The sequence below is a fragment of the Psychrobacter sp. ANT_H59 genome, assembly GCF_008369225.1.
Lineage (GTDB): Bacteria > Pseudomonadota > Gammaproteobacteria > Pseudomonadales > Moraxellaceae > Psychrobacter > Psychrobacter cryohalolentis.
The window spans coordinates 478,212-501,735 of sequence record NZ_VOBE01000001.1 but is presented as its reverse complement, the minus strand read 5'-3'; the positions used below and the strand labels follow the sequence as shown (position 1 = coordinate 501,735).

At 42.0% G+C, this 23,524-nt stretch carries 22 protein-coding genes; 11 read left to right on the top strand and 11 right to left on the bottom strand.

Features of this window, described 5'->3' with window-relative positions; all coding sequences use genetic code 11:
• The first annotated feature begins 235 nt into the window (after nt 1–235).
• Nucleotides 236–1,726: an aldehyde dehydrogenase family protein gene (locus FQ083_RS01955; protein ID WP_149408606.1), complete on the top strand. Its 1,491-nt coding sequence runs from the start codon at nt 236–238 to the stop codon at nt 1,724–1,726.
• 131 nt (nt 1,727–1,857) lie between these two features.
• Here the strand turns inward: FQ083_RS01955 and FQ083_RS01950 are convergent, their stop codons facing one another.
• On the bottom strand, nt 1,858–2,097 hold the full coding sequence (locus FQ083_RS01950; RefSeq protein ID WP_020443232.1) for a hypothetical protein: 240 nt from the start codon (nt 2,095–2,097) through the stop codon (nt 1,858–1,860).
• Between the two features lie 203 nt (nt 2,098–2,300).
• Between FQ083_RS01950 and FQ083_RS01945 the strand changes: the two genes are divergently transcribed.
• From FQ083_RS01945 to FQ083_RS01930, 4 genes are all read left to right on the top strand, one after another.
• A complete protein-coding gene (locus tag FQ083_RS01945; RefSeq protein WP_149408605.1) occupies nt 2,301–4,490 on the top strand; it encodes an ATP-dependent helicase in 2,190 nt (729 codons plus the stop codon).
• Nucleotides 4,491–4,727: 237 nt separating this feature from the next.
• The gene (locus FQ083_RS01940; RefSeq protein WP_149408604.1) at nt 4,728–5,975 is read left to right on the top strand and encodes an NAD(P)/FAD-dependent oxidoreductase; all 1,248 of its coding nucleotides are present in this window, start codon (nt 4,728–4,730) and stop codon (nt 5,973–5,975) included.
• A gap of 66 nt (nt 5,976–6,041) precedes the next feature.
• A complete protein-coding gene (locus FQ083_RS01935) occupies nt 6,042–6,380 on the top strand; it encodes a RidA family protein (RefSeq protein ID WP_149408603.1) in 339 nt (112 codons plus the stop codon).
• Nucleotides 6,381–6,533: 153 nt separating this feature from the next.
• A complete protein-coding gene (locus FQ083_RS01930; protein WP_149408602.1) occupies nt 6,534–6,962 on the top strand; it encodes a tetratricopeptide repeat protein in 429 nt (142 codons plus the stop codon).
• Nucleotides 6,963–7,063: 101 nt separating this feature from the next.
• On the opposite strand, the gene FQ083_RS01925 is transcribed toward FQ083_RS01930, so the two are convergent.
• Both FQ083_RS01925 and FQ083_RS01920 read right to left on the bottom strand, forming a co-directional pair.
• Nucleotides 7,064–7,888, bottom strand: coding sequence for an enoyl-CoA hydratase (locus tag FQ083_RS01925; protein ID WP_149408601.1), 825 nt, complete (start codon nt 7,886–7,888; stop codon nt 7,064–7,066).
• Between the two features lie 212 nt (nt 7,889–8,100).
• A complete protein-coding gene (locus FQ083_RS01920) occupies nt 8,101–8,601 on the bottom strand; it encodes a lactoylglutathione lyase family protein (RefSeq protein WP_149408600.1) in 501 nt (166 codons plus the stop codon).
• Between the two features lie 92 nt (nt 8,602–8,693).
• Here FQ083_RS01920 and FQ083_RS01915 point away from each other — a divergent pair, with 92 nt between their 5' ends.
• The gene (locus tag FQ083_RS01915) at nt 8,694–9,563 is read left to right on the top strand and encodes a LysR family transcriptional regulator (protein ID WP_149408599.1); all 870 of its coding nucleotides are present in this window, start codon (nt 8,694–8,696) and stop codon (nt 9,561–9,563) included.
• 38 nt (nt 9,564–9,601) lie between these two features.
• On the opposite strand, the gene FQ083_RS01910 is transcribed toward FQ083_RS01915, so the two are convergent.
• Together FQ083_RS01910 and FQ083_RS01905 are read right to left on the bottom strand one after the other, a co-directional pair.
• Entirely contained in the window at nt 9,602–10,738 is a 1,137-nt protein-coding gene (locus FQ083_RS01910; protein WP_149408598.1) for a glycerate kinase, read from the bottom strand.
• Nucleotides 10,739–10,758: 20 nt separating this feature from the next.
• Entirely contained in the window at nt 10,759–12,117 is a 1,359-nt protein-coding gene (locus FQ083_RS01905) for a GntP family permease (RefSeq protein ID WP_149408597.1), read from the bottom strand.
• A gap of 231 nt (nt 12,118–12,348) precedes the next feature.
• Between FQ083_RS01905 and cobT the strand changes: the two genes are divergently transcribed.
• Genes cobT through FQ083_RS01890 form a run of 3 tightly spaced genes read left to right on the top strand, consistent with a single transcriptional unit; the run spans nt 12,349 to nt 14,835 of the window.
• Entirely contained in the window at nt 12,349–13,407 is a 1,059-nt protein-coding gene (gene cobT / locus FQ083_RS01900) for a nicotinate-nucleotide--dimethylbenzimidazole phosphoribosyltransferase (protein ID WP_149408596.1), read from the top strand.
• The gene (locus FQ083_RS01895) at nt 13,407–14,240 is read left to right on the top strand and encodes an adenosylcobinamide-GDP ribazoletransferase (protein ID WP_149408595.1); all 834 of its coding nucleotides are present in this window, start codon (nt 13,407–13,409) and stop codon (nt 14,238–14,240) included. The genes cobT and FQ083_RS01895 overlap by 1 nt, the downstream gene beginning before the upstream one ends.
• 43 nt (nt 14,241–14,283) lie before the next feature.
• Nucleotides 14,284–14,835, top strand: a complete 552-nt coding sequence (locus FQ083_RS01890; protein ID WP_149408594.1) for a histidine phosphatase family protein — start codon at nt 14,284–14,286, stop codon at nt 14,833–14,835.
• Nucleotides 14,836–14,912: 77 nt separating this feature from the next.
• Here FQ083_RS01890 and FQ083_RS01885 read toward each other — a convergent pair whose 3' ends face one another.
• From FQ083_RS01885 to ppsA, 6 genes are all read right to left on the bottom strand, one after another.
• Nucleotides 14,913–15,155, bottom strand: coding sequence for a hypothetical protein (locus FQ083_RS01885; RefSeq protein WP_149408593.1), 243 nt, complete (start codon nt 15,153–15,155; stop codon nt 14,913–14,915).
• 221 nt (nt 15,156–15,376) lie between these two features.
• Nucleotides 15,377–15,889: a 50S ribosomal protein L9 gene (gene rplI, locus FQ083_RS01880; RefSeq protein ID WP_011513369.1), complete on the bottom strand. Its 513-nt coding sequence runs from the start codon at nt 15,887–15,889 to the stop codon at nt 15,377–15,379.
• 20 nt (nt 15,890–15,909) lie between these two features.
• A complete protein-coding gene (gene rpsR, locus FQ083_RS01875; RefSeq protein WP_010198808.1) occupies nt 15,910–16,140 on the bottom strand; it encodes a 30S ribosomal protein S18 in 231 nt (76 codons plus the stop codon).
• 16 nt (nt 16,141–16,156) lie between these two features.
• Nucleotides 16,157–16,552: a 30S ribosomal protein S6 gene (rpsF, locus tag FQ083_RS01870; protein ID WP_011513370.1), complete on the bottom strand. Its 396-nt coding sequence runs from the start codon at nt 16,550–16,552 to the stop codon at nt 16,157–16,159.
• A gap of 290 nt (nt 16,553–16,842) precedes the next feature.
• Nucleotides 16,843–17,841 (bottom strand): RDD family protein, encoded by a 999-nt coding sequence (locus FQ083_RS01865; RefSeq protein WP_149408592.1) that lies wholly within the window; start codon nt 17,839–17,841, stop codon nt 16,843–16,845.
• Nucleotides 17,842–17,996: 155 nt separating this feature from the next.
• Nucleotides 17,997–20,381, bottom strand: coding sequence for a phosphoenolpyruvate synthase (gene ppsA / locus FQ083_RS01860; protein ID WP_149408591.1), 2,385 nt, complete (start codon nt 20,379–20,381; stop codon nt 17,997–17,999).
• Nucleotides 20,382–20,803: 422 nt separating this feature from the next.
• Here ppsA and FQ083_RS01855 point away from each other — a divergent pair, with 422 nt between their 5' ends.
• Together FQ083_RS01855 and sthA are read left to right on the top strand one after the other, a co-directional pair.
• The gene (locus tag FQ083_RS01855; protein ID WP_041753451.1) at nt 20,804–21,652 is read left to right on the top strand and encodes a pyruvate, water dikinase regulatory protein; all 849 of its coding nucleotides are present in this window, start codon (nt 20,804–20,806) and stop codon (nt 21,650–21,652) included.
• 197 nt (nt 21,653–21,849) lie between these two features.
• The gene (gene sthA, locus FQ083_RS01850; protein ID WP_149408590.1) at nt 21,850–23,493 is read left to right on the top strand and encodes a Si-specific NAD(P)(+) transhydrogenase; all 1,644 of its coding nucleotides are present in this window, start codon (nt 21,850–21,852) and stop codon (nt 23,491–23,493) included.
• Nucleotides 23,494–23,524 lie beyond the last annotated feature (31 nt).

Here is a 23,524-nt window from a genome sequence, read left to right as displayed (position 1 = left end):
GTTCAACAAATTTATAAGTATTGATTGGCAAGTTACGTTTGTTCAACAAACAATAGGTTTAAAAGATTCTAATTTTTATAGCGTTTATGTTAGCATTAGACCAGTCGTCTAGCAAGTTACGTTTGTTATCGTATGCTGCTATTGCTTATTAAACGTGTTACGGAATCTGATAGACGGCCATGATACGTTATAGCCACACTCTAATAATATTATTAAATAAAAAATAGGAACAATTATGTCAACAGAAACTAAAAATACGCAGGTAAATGTTTATACGGATTTTCACTTGCAATATATATCAGGCGAATGGAAAAAGGGTGATGACGATAGTATCAATATCAATACCAATCCGTTTAACGGTGAAACTTTGGTTGAGATTCAACAAGCAACGGATAAACAACTTGATGAAGCTTATCAAGCGGCAAGCGAAGCGCAAAAACAGTGGGCAAAGCAAACTCCGAACGAACGTGCCGCTATCCTTTATAAAGTAGTTAGTATCTTTGATCAGCGTCAAGATGAGATTGTCGATTGGCTAATCAAAGAGTCGGGCAGTACACGTATTAAGGCGATGGTCGAGTTTAGCAGTGCGCGGGCGATTACCCTTGAAGCCGCAAGCTTTCCCAATCGCGTCCATGGTGAGATTCGCCCGTCGAACACACCGGGTAAAGAAAACTTTATCTATCGTGAACCGATGGGTGTGATTGCCGTGATTAGCCCATGGAACTTCCCACTACATCTAACCCAGCGCTCTATTGCGCCAGCATTAGCACTAGGGAATGCCGTAGTGTTAAAGCCTGCTAGTGATACACCGATTACCGGTGGGTTGCTGCTTGCGAAAATATTTGAAGAAGCCGGTTTGCCAAAAGGATTATTAAACGTTGTCGTTGGTAGCGGCAGTGAAATAGGCGATGCGATGGTCACCCATCATGTTCCGAGTTTGGTTTCCTTCACCGGTTCGACCTCTGTAGGTAAGCATATCGGTGAGTTGGCAAATGGCGGCGACTATATCAAGCAAGTGGCGTTAGAGCTTGGTGGTAATAGCCCGTTTGTCGTGCTAAAAGACGCTGATATTGAGCAAGCTGTAAAAGCTGCTACCTTTGGTAAATTCTTGCATCAAGGTCAGATATGTATTGCGATTAACCGTATCATTGTCGAAGATGAGATTTATGACGATTTCGTTACGCGTTTTGTGTCACACGTTAAGACCTTGAATGTTGGCGATCCTAGCAAAATTGATACGGCAGTTGGTCCGATTATTAATGAAAAACAAGTTGAATCGCTAAAAGAAAAAATCGCTAAAGCGCAAGATGAAGGCGCAAAAATGCTATTAAGTGGTGAGATAAAAGGTCAAGTTGTACCACCGCACGTCTTTAGCGACGTCACACGTGAGATGGACTTGTCTTGCAACGAAGTATTCGGTCCTTTGGTTGGTATTATTCGTGCCAAAGATGAAGACGATGCGCTGTCGATTGCTAATGACTCTATGTATGGCTTATCGAGTGCAGTGTTTACCCAGGATATGGCAACAGGCTTGCGTTTTGCTCGCGGTATCAAAGCTGGCATGACCCATATTAATGATATCTCAGTGAATGATGAAAGCAACGCGCCATTTGGCGGCGAGAAAAACTCGGGTATCGGACGCTTTAATGGTGAATGGATACTAGAAGAGTTTACTACCTTGCATTGGATTTCAGTGCAGCATACGCCGCGCGATTATCCTTTTTAAACGTTTTGTTTAGCTGCTTAATTTGACATGTTTTTTTAAACGTTTATTGTTAAAGCTCTAATTTGATGTGTTAATAAAAAAGACTGCCTATAGGGCAGTCTTTTTTGTGCAGTCATAAGAATCTTATTTTCTCATTTAGCATGAAAGCCTAATAACCCTTGTATTTCTTCGATAGTCATATGTCTGATAAGCGCTTGTTCCTCAACGGTTAGGCGATTCGTATGTTCTTTTAACATGCTATAAAGACTGCGTGCAATCTCAGATGTCGTGGCGTAATACATCTGCGGTTCTTCTTTGGTCAGTTTTATCAAAAATTTATCAATTAATTTGCGTTTGTGAGTAGCAGCGTTTTCTTCGATTTTTTCAGTCATGATATTCTCCTAGGGATAAATCATTTAAGCAGTCGGCTTACTTATAGTCAATGAGTGTATTGAAAGTGGTGAAGCGTCAAGTAGGGTTGAACCTATCTGTAAGCTGCCCTAGATTTTCTTACTTATCTAAGACAGCCCCTAAAATTATTATCTTACTTTATAATGAATGGCACGCTAAACCATATCAAAGGTAATATCCTATAATGACCACGACCATTTTTGCTACCCACCATTATAATTATCCGCAAAATTTTATCGAGATGAAACCCAAGATTGCGCGGCTTGAACAGGCAATTAAGAAGCTTGAAGCCAATCTGATAAATGCGGATGCTGAGGTATTAGCGCAAAGGCTTAGCAATCATTTAGGGTTGCAAGTAGATTATGCCAGTGAGCTTAATGCCAATCAGCTATTGGCCGCCACGACTATTGAGGGCAAGGTATTGGTGATCGCTGGCGCGGGTTCTGGCAAAACCAAGACTTTGACCTATAGAACCAGTTACTTGATAGAAAATGGCGTGTCGCCAAAAGAGATTTTACTATTAACCTTTACCCGTAAAGCAGCTAATGAAATCAAAGGTCGGGCTAGAGCTGTGCTAGCAAGCACACCATCTTTTGCCCAAAGGTTAAATGAGGATTTGGTAGAAGATAAATTGCCAAAGAATAAAGCGCTGAATGATATTACCAGTGGCACTTTTCACTCTTTTTGTAATATGCTCTTGCGTCAATACTCAGGTCTGCTTGGTATTAATCCAAGATTTACCATTCTAGATACAGGCGACAGTGAAGACGCTATCGATTTAATTTATAAGGAAAAAAAGTATCCGACCAAAATAACCAATCAGGCATTTCCGCGCAAAAAAACGTTGCAAAACATCTTTTCAACCTCTAGAAATCGCCGTATTCATATCCGCGATTTAATCGCAAACAGCTATCCTGATATTGCTGTACATATTCCTGTTATTGAGCAATTGGCCATTGACTTTCATGAGTACAAGCGTGCCAATCATTTATACGATTTTGATGACATCATTAGCCAAGTGGTGCGTCATTTAAAGCATAATGATACCTTTCGCCAACTGCTACAAAAGCAATATCGTTATGTCATGGTTGATGAATATCAAGACACCAATATTCCGCAAAAAGAGCTGATTGATCTCATCTGTGCGCCTACGTCAGTGTCGCTGATGGTCGTCGGTGATGACAACCAAAGTATTTATGCCTTTCGCGGCGCCAATTATGAAAATATCTTATTATTCGGAGAGGGTTACCCTGAAGCTAAGCTGATTAAACTTGAGCAAAATTATCGTAGTACGCCAGCAGTGCTTGATTATATCAATGCTCTGTCTGCTCAGATCACCTTGGGTTACCAAAAGCAGCTGTACTCTGGTGTTTCTATAGAAGGCGTAAAACCAATATTTCGCCGACTTAGCGATGAGAGCAAAGAAGCAAAGTATATTGCTGATAGAATTATCGAATTAAAATCAGACTATGATTATCAAGACTTTGCGGTATTGTGCCGAACGTCCTTTCAATCTAACTACGTTCAGCTAGAATTCATGGAGCGCAATATCCCGTTTATTGTCGTAGGCGGTATTCGTTTTATTGAACGGCGTCACATTAAAGACGTCTTAGCATTTGTTAAGATACTTTATAACCCGAATGATACCATTGCATGGCACCGTATTTTGACCTTGTTCAAAGGCGTAGGGTCGGTGACTGCCACGCGCTTAACCCAAGCGATTAATGCTGACAATAACTCTTTTGAGCCGTTATTAACAACAAAGTTTGCCAAAAAAAGCACCCAACTTGAGCCGCTGTATAAAATGCTAAGTCAAGCCAGCCAAGCAGAGTCGGTTGAAGCCATTATCGAGCTGATTCTGGATTTTTATATGCCCGTTTTAAAAATAAATGAAGACAATTGGCGTGAGCGTAGCGAAGACTTTCGTGTGCTTAAAAATCTAGCGTTAGAGCATGATAGCCTAGATAAATTTTTAGAAAATCTGGCACTTGATCCACCTAATGACTCGGTTGCCACCGCAGGTGAGCCTGAAAAAGGGGATGAGAATAGTGACAAAGTGACCATTTCGACCATTCATAGTGCCAAAGGACTTGAATGGCCAGTGGTATTTGTTAATTCATTGGTAGATGGTATGACGCCGCATTACCGTTCATTAAGCGATTTTGAGGAGTTAGAAGAGGAGCGTAAGCTGTTTTATGTTGCCTGTAGTCGTGCAAAAAGCAGGCTGTTTTTAACTGCGCCCGATTATTTTTCGAGCTATTCAGGCTATTTTGATAAAGTGTCACGGTTTATCGCTGAAGTGCCTGCCGATAAGATAACGGTGCTAACGGTAAAACAGCCTTTAGAAGAGAGTGATGATCCAGTTTGGTGGTGATAAAAAATGCTATAAATGTTGGAAAATAGCTTAAAAAATGACTTTTGTTTTTCATTAGGTTGTTACTATTCCTATCAAAAATACCTTGCATAAAAACATATAACCAAAAGTGTTTATTCGTAAAAATATTTAACAGATAAGGGTTTAAAAAATCTTTCAATGCGTTACTATGACCACCTTACCCGTTATATTCATCTATTTAACACTCTGTATCAAAGCCATAAAAAGGGATATGTTATGCGTCATGAAGTTATCGTTATCGGTGCAGGTATGGTTGGCACCTCGGTTGCTTGGCATCTACAAAAAAATAATGCTGAAGTTTTGCTTATAGACAAAAAGCTACCGGGCTCAGAGACTTCATACGGCAATGCTGGCTTGATTCAGCGTGAGGCGATTCATACGCATCCGTTTCCGCGCCAGCTGACTGAAATGATACGTGTATTGCCAAACCAAGGTACTGATATCCGCTATCGCATACCAGCTATTCTTCGTTATCATCAGGCGCTGTTGCAATACTGGAAATACTCTACACCTGCTTCAGTTAAAAAAATCGAAGGCGAGTGGCAAACACTGATTGAGCATTGCACAAGCGAACATCAAACCATGATTAGCGCCTCTGGTGCAGATGAGCTGATTACCCGCGATGGTTGGTTGCAATTACATCGCTCTGAAGACACTTTTAAAGAAGCCATTGCGCTAGCTATCGATGCTCGCAATCAAGGTGTTGAACATAATGTATTGACAGTTGAAGAATTAAGAGTCATGGAGCCTAGCGCCAATTTTGACGAGTTCGTCGGCGCAATTCATTGGTTGAATTCTTGGCAGGTCTCAAACCCAAGCTTTCTAGTTAAAGCCTATGCAAAAAACTTCCAAGAAATGGGCGGGACAATTAAAGAGACTGGCGTTCAAGAAATCTTACAAGAAGATGGTGGCTGGAAAGTAATCACCGATACCGATACCTTCTATAGTGATAAGTTAGTCATCGCAGCAGGACCTTGGTCTAATGATCTCATCAAGCCGCTTGGTTATGACTTGCCATTATTCCCTATGCGTGGCTATCATCAACATTTTAAAGTCAACGAAAAGAACACCATCCATCATAGTATGTTTGATATGGATAAAGGCTTTGTCATGGGACCGATGCAGCAAGGTATCCGTATTACCACCGGTGCTGAGATGACTACTATGAATGCACCAAAGAATTTTGGACAGTTAAAGACTGTGCTTAAACTGGCGCGAAAAATATTGCCATTAGAAGATGCGGTTGAGAGTGAAGCATGGGCAGGCTCGCGTCCTTGTATGCCAGATATGAAACCAGTTATTGGTCCTGCAAGTAACCATGAAAAATTATGGTTTGCCTTTGGTCACAGTCATCAAGGTTTCACCTTAGGACCGATGACCGGTCGTCTGGTTGAAGAGATGATTCATGAAAAACCGCTATTGGTCGATATCAAGCCATTTAGCGCTGATCGCTTTTCTCGCTAAGTAAGATTTCATAAAACTTGAGTCATTTATACCTTTTAAAGCATTAAAAATTAAGGATAATAATCCATGCAAAAGCTCCATAGTAATCAACGTATGAGTAAAATTGTGGTTCATAACCAGACTGTTTATCTATGTGGTCAAGTGGGTAACGCTGAAGATGATATCAAAGCCCAAACATTGACTTGTTTAGAAAAGATACAAGCCTTGTTAGAAGAAGTGGGTAGCGATAAATCAAAGCTACTGTCAGTGACTGTCTGGATAAAAGATATGTCAGATTTTGCGACAATGAATGAAGTGTGGGACAAGTGGTTTGAAGGCGTACAACCACCAGCCCGTGCTTGCGGTGAATCTGCTTTGGCACGTCCTGAGCTATTGGTTGAGATGATTGCCATCGCTGCTGAGTAAGTATCAGTACCTGCTTAAAACTGAATAATGATGAGAGGGCGTGATATGACTATCACGCCCTTTTTGATGAGTAACGTATACAAATAGTCTATAATTAACCTCGTTGACAGTATTGACAGTTATCTGATGAGCAGCAAAAAGGGTTATAAAAAAATGATTAATAATAAAATCTATCACTCAATTTATGTATTGGCAGAAAAGCTATTAGAAGCAGACAGTGCCAATGATAAAGAGACATTTGATACGCTGTATGTACAGCTAAAAGACTTGTGCATTGAAAATGAGAAAGGCAATAAGGATCATCCTGAGCAGTGGGAGACATTGGCAGATTTTACGGAAGATTTGGATGAGGCATTAGTTATTTACCAAAAAGCCTTGGATAAAGCCGCAGCGATTCAATCAAAAGAGCATTTATCATCGATTGCCTTTTCAATGGCTGAGTTACAGAGTGAACTTGGACAGACAGAGGCAGCGATTCAAAGCTTACAGAGTGCTAAAATTACTGCCAGTAAGCTCGACGATAAAGCATTCAAAAGTGAGATAAATAAGATGCTTGCCAGATTATTAGCTGAGCAATCTTAGTTATTGCCATTTCTTATTAAAAAAACGCCTTTGTTATTTAAAAAAGTGGCGCTGCCAACGCCAACAGAGACATTTTGCATTATAGAATAACTCTATTGTTCTTATCGTCCTGTCCATATGGCAGAACGCTTTTCGATAAAGGCGTCAATCCCTTCACTCACATCATCCGCCAACATATTGCAGCTCATCACCTCGCTGGCATACTTGTAAGCATCTGCCAATTCCATATCCAGTTGCTTATAAAACATGGTTTTGCCAGTTTTAAGAGCGACTGAAGATTTATGAGTAATAGCATCTATCAGAGACTGTAGCATCTGGTCTAATTGCTCAGCGCTTGCCACACGATTGATCAGTCCCTGCTGTAGTGCAGTGTGGGCATCTATAAATTCACCAGTAATAAGCATCTCAAATGCTTGCTTGCGAGATAGGTTGCGACTGACTGCCACCGCAGGGGTAGAACAGAACAGCCCTACGTTGATACCAGAGGTGGCAAATTTGGCATTGTCCGAGGCAACAGCTAAATCACAAGCTGCGACCAGCTGACAACCAGCAGCGGTAGCGATGCCTTGTACTTTGGCAATGACAACTTGCGGCATTTGATTGATGGTGAGCATCATCTGACTACATTGCTCAAATAAAGCGCGCTGAAAAGCGACATCTGGATTGGCGCGCATCTCTTTTAGATTATGTCCAGCACAAAATGCCTTGCCATTTGCGGCAATCACCAGTACTTGTATGGTCTTGTCTTGGGCAATATTATCCAGCTCCGCTTGCATAGCAGCTAGCAACTCAACAGATAAAGCATTGAATTGTTTGGAACTGTTAAGTGTCAACGTTACAACACTGCCTGAATTTTTTCTAATAACCAATGGCTCATTGGTGTTGGTCGAAGGAGTCACTGATTGAATGGGGTTAAACTGGCTCATTTATCGTCCTTGATAATGGGTATTTAAACTTAGTGTAAAAGTGTAGAAGCTATTTAAATAATAACCCAAATAGTAGCATGCTTAATTAGTTAAGCAATATCTCTGTGATACTGAATATAGCCCATATAAAAATAGCACTCTTATATGATAAGAGCGCTATTTTTATGTTTTAAAGGCAATCGTTTCAAAGCGTTAATTACTGTTAGCGCCCTTTAGTAAGCGCCTTCACTATAAATCAGCTCATAGCTATGGCTATATATCTCAACGATATTTCCGAACGGATCTTCCATATAAATCATGCGATAGGGTTTTTCACCAGGGTAGTAATAACGAGGTTTATCCATCCGTTTTTTACCACCTGCGGCAACCATGCGCTCTGCAAGCTCTTCAACATTCGGATCTTGAACACAAAAATGGAAGATGCCTGTTTTCCAGTATTCAAAGTTATTGTCAGGATTTTCTTGATTTTTAAATTCAAAAATTTCAACGCCAATACGGTCGCCAGTCGATAAATGAGCGATACGAAAGCTGCCCCAACCTGCACCAAAGACTTCTGTACACATCTCGCCAATGGCACTGTCATCTTCGGTGATTTCGGTCGGCTCCATGATGGTATACCAACCCATCACCTCAGTATAAAATTTGACAGCGGCATCGAGGTCAGGCACCGAAAGACCAATATGTGAAAAGCTTCTTGGATAAATATTGTTCATGGTTTGTACTCCTTTTTGATATGGGAGTAGTTTACAAAGTTAAGTCTATTACGTAAAATTATCGTTTATTATAAAGATAAGTATGTATTGTAATGATTAATACCACATGGCTACGTACTTTTTGCACTTTGGTAGAAGTTGGGCATTTTACTCAAACGGCTGAGCGTCTATATATGACGCAGTCAGGGGTTAGTCAGCATATACGTAAGCTTGAGAATCAGTTGGATGTTGACTTGCTTATTCGTCAAGGTAAGCAGTTTTCATTAACAGATGCAGGTGAGCAGCTTTATCGAGAGGCAGAGGATATCTTGCAGCGCTTATCACGCTTAGAGCAACGTATCGGTGAGGATCCGTATTATGAGGGATTGGTGCGAATTATGTCGCCTGGCAGCGTTGGTTTAAAACTCTATCCTAAGCTGTTAACATTACAAGAGCAGCATCCACAGCTGGTGATTGATTACCGTTTTGCCCCCAATACAGATATAGAGCAGGCGCTTTCCAAGTATGAGATTCATATAGGTTTTATGACAACTATCTCGGATGATGAGACGGTCAGCTGCAAGCCGGTGGCTCAAGAAGCGCTACAACTGGTGACACCAGTCATGATGATGGAGCCTAGCTGGGAAGCACTTACCAAGCTTGGATTTATTGATCATCCTGATGGCGCACATCATGCCAGTTTGCTGTTGAGCGCCAATTATCCTGAATTTGGACACATCAATGACTTTATTAAAAAAGGCTTTTCTAATCAGATAGGTATGATTTTAGAGCCGGTGAGTAGGGGGCTCGGATTTACCGTGTTACCAGCGCACGCAGTTGCCGCGTATCCAAACCCGCAGCTGCTTAAATGTCATCAGCTGCCAGTCTCAGTTAGTGAGACCCTGTACTTTGCTGTACGTCGCCAGCATGTACTGCCAAATAGGATGCAAACCGTCCTCAATGAGGTGAAAAAATGGCTATAACAGCGTCTAATAGAGTATCTTAAGTAGCCGTATAAAGCCTACTTGATACTTTGACCTAGTTTTATTGCCGCAGCAATATTGGTGGCAGTGATTTCAACATTATGATAAGCATTTTCAAAGATATTCTCGATGGACTCTAGCTTTTGGATACTGGGCATGATGACATCAAACTGACTGGTCTGAGCCGATTCTAGTCCATCAACACTGCCACAAATCGCAATCACTGGCGTATGGCGGGCTTTGGCAATGTGGCTAATGCCGCCAGCTACTTTACCCATGGCAGACTGAGCGTCAAGCTTGCCTTCACCAGTAATGACCAAATCTGCATCGGCAATGTGCTGTGATAAGTTGGTAACTTTTGCCACTGTATCAAAACCTGACTTCAACTCAGCTTGGCAAAAGCTCATTAACGCATAGCCAAGACCACCTGCTGCGCCAGCACCCGCTATCTCTTGATAATTCTGATAGCCATGTTGCTCACATACACTTGCAAAATGATTCAATGCTTGGTCCAAATCATTGACTTGCTGTAGGCTAGCGCCTTTTTGAGGACCAAATATTGCACTGGCACCCAATTCGCCACATAAAGGGTTGGTGACATCACAGGCTACTTCAAACACTGTCTGTAACACGCTAGTATGGAAGCTTGTCGCATCTAATCGTTGCAAGTTGGCAAGCGCGCCGCCGCCTTGGGCTAGCATATTGTCATCACTATCATGAAACCTCATGCCAAGTGCGGTTAGCATACCAAGTCCTGCATCATTGGTGGCACTACCACCAAGACCGATAATAATACGTTTGACACCTTCCCTTAAAGCATCTGCAATCAGCTCGCCAACGCCATAGCTGCTGGCGATGACTGGATTGCGCTCTGCCACAGTCAAGAGATGTAAACCACAAGCTTGAGCAACTTCGATAACCGCAGTTGCATCAGGCAGTAATAAGTATTTTGCGCTAATCGGTCGCATTAAAGGGTCATGGACGTGCACTTCTTTCCAGCGACCACCTAGCACGTAAGACAATACTGCAGAAGTCCCTTCACCGCCATCTGCCATGGGTAGCAGTTTATAGTCAGCATCTGGAAACACTTGGCTGAAGCCAGATTGAATGGCGCGGCAAACATCCAGTGCTTCTAAGCTTTCTTTAAATGAGTCGGGAGCAATTAAAATTTTCATGAATGTCTCTTTGAATCTCTTTAAATAAATACCAAGGTTAATAACCAAATAAAGATGATACTGGTCACGCCCTGAATACCAGTCGCCATAGAATGGGCTTTATAAGCCTGTGCCACACTCATACGACTAAACTGGCTAACAATCCAAAAAAAGCTGTCATTAGCGTGCGAGATAGTCATCGCGCCTGCACCAATTGCCATCACACAAAATACGCGACCAAGCTCACTATCGAGACCTATTTGACCCAATAGTGGTGCGACCATCGCAGAGGTGGTCACCAAGGCAACCGTGGTTGAGCCTTGCGCAGTTTTTAGTGCAGCAGAGACGATAAATGGCATAAAAATACCAAGCCCCAAGGCAGATAAAGTCGTTCCTAAATAATCGCCAATTGGTGTGACCTTTAGCATAGCGCCAAACGCGCCGCCAGCGCCAGTGATTAAGAGAATAGGCGCTGCGACCACCAGACCTTGAGAAATACTATCGCTGATTTGCTGTGTTTTTTGTTCAGTATTGATGAGTAAAAATGATAGAAACAAACCAATCAGTAGGGCTGTCAATGGATTGCCAATAAATACCAAGATATCTGTTATGGTACTTGTACCAAATGGCGTACTAGGTAAGTTAGCAACAGACGACAAGCAAATCAAGACGATAGGCACGATAATAGGTAAAAATGCCATGGTCGCTGACGGTAGCTTACTATAGTCGTCGCGAGTTTTCATATTATTTGGCACAGTCGCAGCTGGCGCGTCGAGTGCATCAATATTGTCAGGAGTGGCATTCAGGAAGCGATTGGACCATAACCAACCGGCAAGTACTGCAACAGTTGTCACAACGACCCCAACCATGATGACCAAGCCCAAATTTGACTCAAGCCCCAAGTTTCCTGCTGCTGCAATTGGACCGGGTGTCGGTGGTACAAAGGTATGAGTGGCATATAAGCCGGTTGCTAAGGCAATACTCATCGCCACGCTTGATACTTTTAAGCGCTCAGCCAAAGACTCTTTTAACGAGTTTAAAATAATATAGCCTGAGTCACAGAATACTGGTACAGATACTACGGCACCTACGATAGACATCGTCAAAGTAGGGAAGCGTGGTCCCAAGACCTTAATGACGGTCTCTGCCATCACAATGGCGGCACCTGTTTTCTCAAGTATTAAGCCGATAATCGTACCAAATACAATGACCAGACCAATATATCCTAAGATACCGCCAAAGCCATCAGAGATGGTTTTGGCGACCGTATTAAGCGGTACTTGGTAAAACAGTGCGACCAAAAAGGCGGATAGTATCAATACTAAAAAAGGATGCCACTTGAGTTTTGCGGTGGCAAAAATAATAAAAAGAATGGTCAGCACCAGCCAAAATACGATCATCACTGTCTCTATATAGTTGTTAATGTCTTATGAAAAATTATGAGGCTCATGCAGCGTGCACTTCATGAAGCATCAATAGTCATATGAATTTTTAAAGGGGCATATTCTATAGTAAATCTACGTTGCTAGGAAATCTATTCGGCTCATATTTGATTTTATTCATGGTAAAGCTTAGATACTCTGCTAGTATGTGGGTTTTGTTTGACATGTACCAGATTTAGGATATTTCCTTTGAACATATTTAATGCCCCGATAATTCCCAATATCGAAAATAATGAGCTACGCCAGCAGCTAGAGCAAATCATTGACCAAAAGACCAAACCAATTGGCGCACTGGGTCGCTTAGAGCCGCTCGCTCTGCAGTTAGGTATGATTCAAGGCACAATTATGCCAAAGATTGAGCAACCTCAAATTCGAGTATTTGCCGCCGATCATGGTTTAACCAAGCATGGCACGTCTGCGTATCCTAGTACAGTCACTGCACAGATGGTTTATAACTTTTTGCAAGGCGGCGCTGCCATCAATGTCTTAGCACGTCAGCATAATATTGAGCTAAAAGTAGTCGATGCTGGGGTAGACGCGGATTTTGGCAATTCTCCTTTTAAAGACCATCCGCAACTGCTAGATTATAAAATTCGACATGGTAGCCGCGATGCGCTGACAGAACCTGCGATGACACAAGTAGAATGCTTGGCCGCATTAGAGAGCGGTATGAGCGTGGTTAAGGACATGGTAGGCAATCTATTGATTGTTGGTGAAATGGGCATCGGTAATACGTCAGCGGCAAGTCTATTGCTGGCGAGACTTGGCGACTTGAGCATTGCCGACTGTATCGGTCGCGGTACAGGACTCGATGATGCAGGCTTGCAGCATAAGGCAAATATCTTAACGCAAGTATTAGAGCGTCACCGTGAAGCGCACGTGCCGTTCGATGTACTTGCTGCATTAGGTGGGCTTGAGATTGCTATGATGGCAGGCGCACTGATGCAGGCTGCCAGTGAACGTCGTATTTTGTTAATTGATGGCTTTATCGCCAGTAGTGCTTTGCTCGTCGCCGAGCGCTTAGCACCGGGTGTTGCTCAATATGCTATCTTTTCTCATCACTCAGTTGAACCAGGGCACGCGCATTTATTAAAACTGCTGAATGCTAAGCCATTACTTGATATGGGTATGCGCTTAGGCGAGGGCAGTGGTGCGGCATTAGCGTATCCATTATTGCAATCCGCTTGCGCGATTATCAATGAGATGGCAAGTTTTAGTGATGCTGGTATCAGTGAGCAAAGCAAGTGATGCCAAGCTCATCCTCCAAGCTGTCTGTATTGCAGCGCCTTCGTTATGAAGCCCGATTGATATTGGTTGCTGTTCAGTTTTTAACCCGTATATCCGTCCCGTCTTTTAGCCATTATGATCCGCAGTGGCTGCACCAAAGCAGCCGTTATTTTCCAGCGGTAGGCTTACTGATAGGTTTGCTTTGTGCTAGCGTGTTTTGGCTTAGCAATCTCTTATTCATACCGCTAGTTGCGGCAGTGATAAGTACGGCTTTTGGTATCAAGTTAACAGGTGCTTTTCATGAAGATGGACTTGCCGATAGTTGCGATGGGCTAGGTGGCGGACTCACTCGCGAGCGCACTTTAGAGATTATGAAAGACTCACGCCTAGGCACGTATGGCGTATTAGGTTTGGTCTCAGCGCTATTGCTTAAAATCAGCTTACTTACTGCGATGCCAATACCCGTTGCTATCGTTGCACTCATTATTGGGCATACTGCGTCACGTTTATTTTGTATTAGCTTACTGACGCTATTGCCTTATGGCGGAGAGATTGAACATGCCAAAGCAAAACCGATGGCACAGCAGCTGACACCATTACAAGCTATATATAGCAGTGGTTGGCTAATATTGGCTATTACTTTGGTCACACTGGTTTTCCCTAATACTATGCAACAGATTGGTATTTGGCAATGTTTATTGGCTTTATTGCTAGGCATAGGCGCGACAGATTATATGCGGCGCTTATTACGTAGACGTTTAGATGGTTATACGGGTGATGGCTTAGGAGCCACGCAGCAGCTTAGCGAAATTGCTATTTACATTGGACTGGCCGCTTCATTGCCCTTAATTTAAGCCAAAGCGTTAAAAATGATGCTAAGAAAGGATACTCGCACTCATGATTCTGTATATTTGGCGTCATCCAAAACCTATTACGGCTGGTGGTCTCTGTATCGGACAGACAGATGTAGAAGTCGATAAACGTAAACTAAAACGCCTTGCTAATAAAATACAGCGCTTTGTACGTCTACAGCAATTACCAAAAGTGATTTGGGTTAGCCCCTTACAGCGTTCACTAAAGGTCGGGGAAATATTGGCACAGCGCGGTTTTGAGTGTCGAGTCGCACCTGATTTGGCTGAGATTCATTTCGGTGATTGGGATGGTCAGTCTTGGAAACAGATTGAGAAACAACAAATTGATGAATGGTGCAATAATTTTGCCCACTTTGCGCCTGATTATGGTGAAAGTTTGCAACAGCTGTTTAATCGAGCGGAGAGCTGGTTGGATAAAATTGCAGCTGAACAAAAAGATAGCCCAGTATTAGTCATCGGTCATGCAGGCTGGATAAGTGCGGCCAAGATAATGGCTGCTGACCAAGAAGTGCCGAAAACAGCCGTTGAGTGGCCGCGCTCTGTAGCATATCTGTCCTGTAATCGTATTGATATTTAATTAAAAAAACGGCCATTGTGTTGACCGTTTTTAAATTTTGAATGCTTTTGAGTGCTCTTGAATAATTTAGGAGGTTGTTAGCTTTTAGCTTGTAGCTCATCGATCTTCTCAAAACATGCTCTTTCAGTTTCTGCTATAGCCGAATCAAAGCTCACATAAATGCCTTTGTCATCTAAGGTCGCATACCAATGGTCAGTATTATTATCGGTTAATATCTGGAAGTATTTATTATTAACAATTCTACCAACCTTATAAGTTTTGCCTTCGGTATAAAAGTCATTGCCTTGAGTACATCGTAAAGTGTCATCAGTATTTATCATGGTATCCTAGATTTCATTCATAAAATATATATCGTCAGCATAGTGACTAGTAGGATTAGAATACAACAGACGTTATCAATAGTCTTTTGTCATTGCGTATACAGTGTTTATTGTCTGTATCAGTACTAATACAAATAACGAAGTCCAAATCCAGCACAAAAAAAACCAGCAACCTAAAGTTGCTGGTTTTTTATTGCGACTAAAACTTAGTATGCTAAAGATTACTCTTCAGAATAGTCTTCGTTTTCGTCTGCAGCATTGTCTTCGTCTAAATCTTCGTTGTCGCCATCTTCAGAAAGAATGGTAACTAGAATAGTAGCCGTAACGTCATGATGTAGTTGAATATCAACATTATATTCACCAATTTGACGCAAAGTGCCTTCAGGTAGCTTGATTTCAGCACGGTCAACTTCTAGACCTGAGTTAGTCAATGCTTCAGCGATATCGCGTGTACCGATAGAGCCGAATAGCTTGCCTTCGTCACCTGATTTAGCGCGCATGATAACATTAACGTCAGTTAATGCGTCAGCACGTTCTTGAGCAACCGCTACTTCTTTTGCTTCTTCAGCTTCAAGTTCAGCACGACGTGCTTCGAACTTTTCAATGTTAGCTTTAGTAGCAGGTAGTGCTTTACCCAAAGGGATAAGAAAGTTACGTCCGTAACCTGGTTTTACATCGACAGTTTCACCGAGTTTGCCAAGGTTGACGATACGCTGTAACAAAATAATTTGCATGAGTCATTCCTAGTTAACGGTTAACCCTGATGGTTATCAGTGTATGGAAGTAGCGATAAATAACGAGCTTGCTTGATAGCAGTCGCTAGTTGACGCTGATATTTAGTAGACGTACCGGTAATACGGCTTGGTACGATTTTGCCATTATCACTGATATACTGTTTTAGCAATTCAACATCTTTATAATCGATGTGAGTGATACCTTCAGCAGTGAAACGGCAGAATTTGCGACGGCGATAAAAACGTGCCATGATTATGCTCCTTTAATTAGTCATCACTGTGGTTGTCGTTGTCATCATTACTGTCTGGACGACGAGTAGTAGCTTTGCGTGCGCGTTTTTCATCGGCATTCTTGGCTAACTGCGACTCTTCAGTGACAGCATCATCACGGCGCATAACTAGACTACGAATGATCGCGTCGTTATAACGGAATAATTCTTCAAGTTCAGCTAAAGTCTCGCCGTCAGTTTCAATGTTGAAAAGAACGTAATGAGCTTTGTGAATCTTGTTAATTGGGTAAGCAAGTTGACGACGACCCCAATCTTCTAGACGATGGATAGTGCCGTTGTTGTCTTGAACTAACTTGATATAGCGTTCAACCATGCCGACCACTTGGTCGCTTTGGTCTGGGTGTACAAGTAACACCAGTTCGTAATGTCGCATTATGACTCCTTACGGATTAGTAGCTATTAACCCTATGTTAATAGCAAGGAGATTTATAAGGTAAGCTCAAATCCTACCCATTATTATAAATAATTAACAGAGAATAAGCTTAGTTTATAAAGCGCCATATTATAACAGTAGTCACTGATGAACACAAAGGTTAATCAATGCGCAGCTGTTAATAAAAATTATTAATGGAATACCTTGTTTCTTTATCAATAAAAAAGCAACGCTGATACGTCGCTTTTTATGACAAACATAAGAGATATTGTTAATAATCAAAAATAGGATTATTTTATTTTTGGCTCTTTTATCAATTGACTACTATCTGCTTTAACCACCAAAGTTTTGGCCAATTTGTCGTGCCAACCGATGTTTTCAGGGCTTTTAGACGCCATATAATAATGAATAGCAACAATGACAAAGCCTAAAAAGCTGGTAAAAGAAAACAGTAAATTATAAATGATAAACAGCAAAAAGGTACGCATACCAATAAGCTTTAAAAATGATGGCAGACGATGGGTGGTTTGATCAACCACGCGAATACCCGTAATCATTTTGCCCAGTGATTGACCACGCAAAGTGATAAATAACAATTGCAAGGCAAACAAACCAAAGACCATGACCTGCGAGATCATCAACGTGCTGCTAGGCAAGCTTTCCATCAACGTCACTGAGTACTGATAAGCAGCGTCCATATCCTGAATATTTTGGAACTTGGTATAATCGACATCCATCTTGGTCAATGCCATGACTAGTGGAAAAATAGCTAATAAATACAGTAAAGCATTCAGCGCCGTTGCCAATATCCGTGACATGATAGGAGCCAGTATCACATTACCCACTACTTTATCTTTCGCTGAAGCAGCCTTGGTCGCGTTAGACTTATTTAATGACACATTGCTATTTGGCGTGTGATGACGATTGGTTGTCATATCTGCTTTGGTGTTTTTAGCAGTGTCTTTTGAACGTTCAGGCTTGCCATATAAACGATCCAGCGATACCGATTGTTTGTCTTTATTGGTATCTGCTGCATCGTCTTCTGGGAAGATAGTAACGTTGTTGATGATAGAATCATTAACCTCAGGCATCGCTACATGAGTTAGGCGATAAAAGGCTTGATTATTAGTTAAGTTACCCACGCGCTGCCACTGATCTAAGCCGTCATGCCAGACCAAATCATCTAATAGCACTTCACCAGAGGTGAGCATAATATTGAGCTGATCCAAAGTGTAGGGACCGGCTTGTACGTTATTTCGAGCAAGGAAAATCTGCATAATTGCCTGCATAGTTAGTCATGTCTTAAGTCACTGTTTTAAAAAACTGCTTTTCAGTCACTATTGATCATACATTATATTAGGGTCTATTTGAAAAAATCAAATAGACCCTAGTAATTGTATCTTAAATGACGGTGTGAATTAACGTTGTGACGTAACGTTACAGCTTACTTCGCTTCTTCACCCGCTAAGAAGAACCAAGTATCTAGTACTGAGTCAGGGTTCAATGATACTGAGCTGATGCCTTGCTCCATGAGCCATAAAGCTAGATCTGGATGGTCTGATGGACCTTGACCACAGATACCGACATATTTGTTTTGCTTACGGCAGGCATCAATTGCCATTGACAACAGCTTTTTAACCGCAGGGTCACGCTCATCAAATAGATGTGAGACGATACCTGAGTCACGATCTAGACCTAGAGTCAACTGAGTCAAATCGTTCGAGCCGATTGAGAAACCATCGAAATGCTCTAGGAACTCTTCTGCTAGTAAGCAGTTAGTTGGTAGCTCACACATCATGATGATGCGTAGACCATTTTCGCCACGTTTTAGACCATTTTTCTCAAGCAATTCGATGACCTGTGCTGCTTCGCCAACGGTACGGACGAATGGAATCATAATCTCGACGTTGGTCAAGCCCATCTCATCACGGACGCGTTTAAGCGCTTTACACTCTAGCTCAAAGCAGTCACGGAAGTTATCAGACACATAACGACTCGCACCACGGAAACCAAGCATTGGGTTTTCTTCTGATGGCTCGTATAACTTACCACCAAGCAAGTTAGCGTATTCGTTTGACTTGAAATCTGACATACGAACGATCACTGGCTGATCCATAAAGGCGACAGCGAGCGTTGAGATACCTTCAACCAACTTATCAACATAGAAGTCAACGGGTGAGGCATAACCAGCGATGCGCTCATTGATAGCTTGTGCAATTTCACGTGGCAAGCTGTTCATGTTTAGCAATGCTTTTGGATGCACGCCAATCATACGGTTGATAATGAACTCAAGACGCGCAAGACCAATCCCTTCGTTCGGCATTTGGGTAAATGAGAAGGCACGATCTGGATTACCAACGTTCATCATGACTTTGAAGGCAAGCTCAGGCATAGATTCTACAGAGTTGGTCTGTACTTCAAAATCAATCTGACTTTCATAAATGAAGCCAGTATCACCTTCGGCACAAGAAGCAGTCACATCTTGACCATCAACCAACAGCTCAGTGGCATTACCACAACCAACGATAGCAGGGACGCCTAGCTCACGAGCGATAATCGCTGCGTGACAAGTACGACCACCACGGTTAGTAATGATAGCAGAAGCACGCTTCATGACTGGTTCCCAATCCGGATCCGTCATATCTGATACCAATACATCGCCTTCTTGTACTTTATCCATCTCATTTAGGTTGCTAACGATGCGGACTTTACCTGAACCGATACGTTGACCAATTGAGCGACCTTCACACAATACTTTAGCGTTAGTCGTGTCAATGATATAACGTTCCATGACATTGCTGTCTTGGCGACTCTTAACCGTTTCAGGACGAGCCTGAACGATAAAGATTTCATTGGTGTCACCGTCTTTTGCCCACTCGATATCCATTGCTTGACCATAATGCTTTTCAATGGTCATCGCTTGCTTGGCAAGTGACGTCAGCTCTTCCGTAGACAAAGAGAACTGCATACGATCTTCTTTTTCAACATCAATGACTTTAACTGATTTGGTGGTACTACCTTCATCACCATAAATCATTTTCTTGTGCTTGCTACCTAAGTTGCGACGGATAATCGCAGGTTTGCCGTTAGCAAGTAATTGCTTTGATACATAGAATTCATCAGGGTTTACGGCGCCCTGTACAACCATTTCACCTAGACCATAGCTTGAAGTGATAAAGACCACTTGATCAAAACCACTTTCGGTATCTAGTGTGAACATAACGCCAGCAGCACCAGTTTCTGAGCGAACCATACGCTGTACAGCAGCAGACAATGCTACGCCTTCGTGCTCAAAACCTTTGTGCACACGATAAGAGATAGCACGGTCATTATAAAGAGAAGCAAAAACTTCTTTAATCGCGATTAGGACGTTATCAATGCCGCGAATGTTCAAGAACGTTTCTTGTTGACCGGCAAATGAGGCGTCTGGCAAATCTTCAGCAGTAGCAGAAGAACGTACCGCAACCGCGATTTCTTTACCATCGCTCATTGCTTCGAATGAATCACGAACCGCTTGCTCAAGATCTTTTGGCAGTTCTTGCTCAATAATCCAAGTACGGATTTTTTTGCCAGTTTCAGCCAGTTTATTGACATCATTAACATCAAGTGTTTTAAGCTCGTTGTTAATTTTGTCAAGTAAGCCTGTTTCTGTTAGAAACTGGTAAAAAGCATTTGAAGTTGTGGCAAAGCCGCCTGGAACACTAACGCCCAAATCAGATAGATGGCTGATCATTTCACCAAGTGAAGCGTTTTTGCCACCGACCATTTCAATGTCGTCTTTTCCTAACTGATCAAGGTTAATTACAAGTGCTGTAGATTGCGCTGCCATGATAACTCCAGAAAATAAGGTTATTTAGTAAAGATTATAATGGTCGATTATACCCCTATATTTTGAGAATTTCGAGAGCTTGAAGCAAAAAAATGATGAAAAAGCTACAAATTGTGAGATTTGCTACATATTTATTAGGCTAGATCATAAATTTTGGCACGATAAATATCGATCTTACAGTGAGCTGAGTCTTAAAAATCTATGTAAGTCTAAGTGTATGCCTGTAACATTGATTACTATTAAGCGTCTATTATGCGTATAATAAAGGTGAAAATTTGAGACGCATATGACTAAATTATGAAGCGCTAGATGCTAAAAATGAAAGGCTGCTACTGAGGTTTCAACCAAGGATTTAAAAATAAGGTATCAACGTTATGTATGTAAATCATTCGTCACCACAACCCAATTCTACGATTCAAAATATGAAAGCACTAGAAGTTGATAACGCTCAAAACATAAGAACGGCGTTTTTTATCTCTGATGGCACGGCGATTACAGCAGAAACGCTTGGGCGTGCTATTTTAAGCCAATTTGCTTCAGTGCCTTTTGAGACTCGAGTATTGCCTTATGTGGATAATCTAGAACGTGCTGAAGATGCGGTTGTGCAAATCAATACCGCCTATCAGCGAGATGGCTTGCTGCCATTGGTATTTGATACCATTGTCAGTCCTGAGATTCGTGAAAAAATCAATTCAGCGCACAGTTGTAATCTTGATATGTATGAAGGTCTCATCGGTCGCGTAGCAGAAGAGACAGGCGTGGAGCCAGATGGGCATTCAGGTCATGCACATGATAATGTTGACTCTGAGACTTATAAAGAGCGTATTGATGCGGTGCATTTTGCTTTAGATAACGATGACGGCGCGCGTACCCGTCATTATCACGCAGCAGATATTATTCTGATTGGGGTATCACGCTCTGGTAAAACGCCAACCTCATTATATTTGGCACTACAATTTGGTATTCGAGCGGCCAATTATCCTTTAACCGAAGAAGATCTAAACGACAACCAGCTACCTAAAGCATTGCGTGAGCATAAACACAAGTTGTTTGGTCTGATTATCGATACGGATCGCTTGGTGAAAATCCGCCAAGAGCGCCGCGCGGGTAGTCGCTATTCAAGTTATCAGCAATGTCAGCAAGAACAGCGCGCAATACAAGGAATTTATACCTCACAGGGGATTCCAAGCCTTGATGTGTCAGAGATGTCCGTTGAAGAGATTGCCACGCGTATATTACAGATGACTGGTCTGAAACGCCGCATTGGCTAATTGAGCTAGGTCTCTATTTTTCTGAAAAACAATACTTTTGAAAAAAACGGTTGTAGTGGTGGCTGTATTGCAAAATAACGTATCACCACGTATGGTGGACACACTTTAGCACCATGGATATTTTTATCTAGACATTTATAAAGATGAAGGCGTCCGCGAGCTAAAAAACAGATTCATAAATGAATAAAGAGGACACGATGGGAAGCAAAACGATAGGCGACGCGACCAATGATACTGGTAAAGATATTAAAACTGAAGTGTCTAATAAGGAAAGTGGTCGTGTGCCAAACCCCGAGCATACTGAGGGTAAAAATAAGAAAGAGAAAATCGAACAAACGCATGAGCAAGTTACTGAAGACATCATGCATCATCCAGATTTGGTCAATCCACTAGATGATACACGTATCGACGTAAAATCGGGCTTTACTAAGGATTCACAACGTCTAAAAAGCGATAAGCATGAGTTTGAATATGATGCGGTCGTATTAGGTGCAGGTCCTGCAGGTGAAGCTGCTGCCATGAAACTTGCCAAATCGGGCAAGAAAGTGGTGGTCATTGACCCGCGTGAGCAAGTAGGCGGTAACTGTACCCACGTTGGTACGATTCCAAGTAAAGCTTTGCGCCAGTCCGTTTTTAACTTGATTAACTTTCGCCGTGACCAGATGTTTACTAAGGCCATGGACTATCATCAAGTCCCGCTGAATATCGTGTTAGCTAAAGCTCGAAAAGTGATTCTGCAACAGGTTCAGACACATACCAGATTCTATGAGCGCAACCAAATCGAAGTGATTCATGGTTGGGCAAATTTTATCGATAAAAACACGATACGTATCGAAATTGATGAAAATTCCTTTGAAACGATCACCTTTAACAAAGCTATAATTACGGTCGGTAGCCGTCCATATCGCCCTGATATCTTAGACTTTAATCATCCACGCGTATTTGATTCTGATAAAATCCTACAGATGGATTATGTGGTTAAGAAAATCATTATTTATGGCGCTGGCGTGATTGGCTGTGAGTATGCGTCTATCTTCACCGGTCTTGGCTATAAAGTAGATTTGATTAATAACCAGAACCAACTGCTAAGCTATTTGGATAGTGAAATCAGTGACGCTATTGCTCATGATTTCCGTCAATTTGGTGTGGTTATCCGCAGCAATGAAGAGATTGACCATTTAGAAACGCATGATGACTGTGTGATTTTGCATCTAAAAAGTGGTAAGAAAATCAAGTCAGACGCTATTTTATGGTCAAATGGACGCTCAGGTAATACTGAAGGCTTAAATTTAGAATGCCTAGGTCTAGAAGCCAATAGCCGCGGTCAGCTGAAAGTTGATGATACTTACTGTACCGAAGTTGAAAATATTTATGCAGCGGGCGACGTTATCGGTTGGCCTTCATTAGCTTCTGCCGCTTACGATCAAGGGCGCTGTGCGGCGGCATTTATGGTCGGTGACCGTGATGCAGAGCCCGTATCGAGCGTACCAACAGGTATTTATACTATTCCTGAGATTTCATGTATCGGTAAAACGGAACAAGAATTAACCGATGCTAAAGTTCCTTATGAGGTCGGTCAGGCTTTCTTTAAGCATCTTGCACGCGCACAAATCATTGGTGAGCGTTCAGGCGTTCTAAAAATCTTGTTCCACCGTGAGACCTTAGAGATTTTAGGGATTCACTGCTACGGCAATCATGCCTCTGAGATTATCCACATTGGGCAAGCAGTGATGAAATGTAATGCCACGCTTGAATACTTTGTCAATACCACCTTTAACTACCCAACAATGGCAGAAGCCTATCGCGTTGCGGCATTGAATGGTCTTAATCGGGTGTTCTAACGATTAATGATATTAAACTGAGTCAATAAAA

Excerpts from the sequence above, each read along its gene's own strand:
- FQ083_RS01955 (WP_149408606.1), top strand. The coding sequence starts at position 236 with ATGTCAACAGAAACTAAAAATACGCAGGTAAATGTTTATACGGATTTT.
- FQ083_RS01950 (WP_020443232.1), bottom strand. The coding sequence starts at position 2,097 with ATGACTGAAAAAATCGAAGAAAACGCTGCTACTCACAAACGCAAATTA.
- FQ083_RS01945 (WP_149408605.1), top strand. The coding sequence starts at position 2,301 with ATGACCACGACCATTTTTGCTACCCACCATTATAATTATCCGCAAAAT.
- FQ083_RS01940 (WP_149408604.1), top strand. The coding sequence starts at position 4,728 with ATGCGTCATGAAGTTATCGTTATCGGTGCAGGTATGGTTGGCACCTCG.
- FQ083_RS01935 (WP_149408603.1), top strand. The coding sequence starts at position 6,042 with ATGCAAAAGCTCCATAGTAATCAACGTATGAGTAAAATTGTGGTTCAT.
- FQ083_RS01930 (WP_149408602.1), top strand. The coding sequence starts at position 6,534 with ATGATTAATAATAAAATCTATCACTCAATTTATGTATTGGCAGAAAAG.
- FQ083_RS01925 (WP_149408601.1), bottom strand. The coding sequence starts at position 7,888 with ATGAGCCAGTTTAACCCCATTCAATCAGTGACTCCTTCGACCAACACC.
- FQ083_RS01920 (WP_149408600.1), bottom strand. The coding sequence starts at position 8,601 with ATGAACAATATTTATCCAAGAAGCTTTTCACATATTGGTCTTTCGGTG.
- FQ083_RS01915 (WP_149408599.1), top strand. The coding sequence starts at position 8,694 with ATGATTAATACCACATGGCTACGTACTTTTTGCACTTTGGTAGAAGTT.
- FQ083_RS01910 (WP_149408598.1), bottom strand. The coding sequence starts at position 10,738 with ATGAAAATTTTAATTGCTCCCGACTCATTTAAAGAAAGCTTAGAAGCA.
- FQ083_RS01905 (WP_149408597.1), bottom strand. The coding sequence starts at position 12,117 with ATGATCGTATTTTGGCTGGTGCTGACCATTCTTTTTATTATTTTTGCC.
- FQ083_RS01895 (WP_149408595.1), top strand. The coding sequence starts at position 13,407 with ATGCCAAGCTCATCCTCCAAGCTGTCTGTATTGCAGCGCCTTCGTTAT.
- FQ083_RS01890 (WP_149408594.1), top strand. The coding sequence starts at position 14,284 with ATGATTCTGTATATTTGGCGTCATCCAAAACCTATTACGGCTGGTGGT.
- FQ083_RS01885 (WP_149408593.1), bottom strand. The coding sequence starts at position 15,155 with ATGATAAATACTGATGACACTTTACGATGTACTCAAGGCAATGACTTT.
- rplI (WP_011513369.1), bottom strand. The coding sequence starts at position 15,889 with ATGCAAATTATTTTGTTACAGCGTATCGTCAACCTTGGCAAACTCGGT.
- rpsR (WP_010198808.1), bottom strand. The coding sequence starts at position 16,140 with ATGGCACGTTTTTATCGCCGTCGCAAATTCTGCCGTTTCACTGCTGAA.
- rpsF (WP_011513370.1), bottom strand. The coding sequence starts at position 16,552 with ATGCGACATTACGAACTGGTGTTACTTGTACACCCAGACCAAAGCGAC.
- FQ083_RS01865 (WP_149408592.1), bottom strand. The coding sequence starts at position 17,841 with ATGCAGGCAATTATGCAGATTTTCCTTGCTCGAAATAACGTACAAGCC.
- ppsA (WP_149408591.1), bottom strand. The coding sequence starts at position 20,381 with ATGGCAGCGCAATCTACAGCACTTGTAATTAACCTTGATCAGTTAGGA.
- FQ083_RS01855 (WP_041753451.1), top strand. The coding sequence starts at position 20,804 with ATGAAAGCACTAGAAGTTGATAACGCTCAAAACATAAGAACGGCGTTT.
- sthA (WP_149408590.1), top strand. The coding sequence starts at position 21,850 with ATGGGAAGCAAAACGATAGGCGACGCGACCAATGATACTGGTAAAGAT.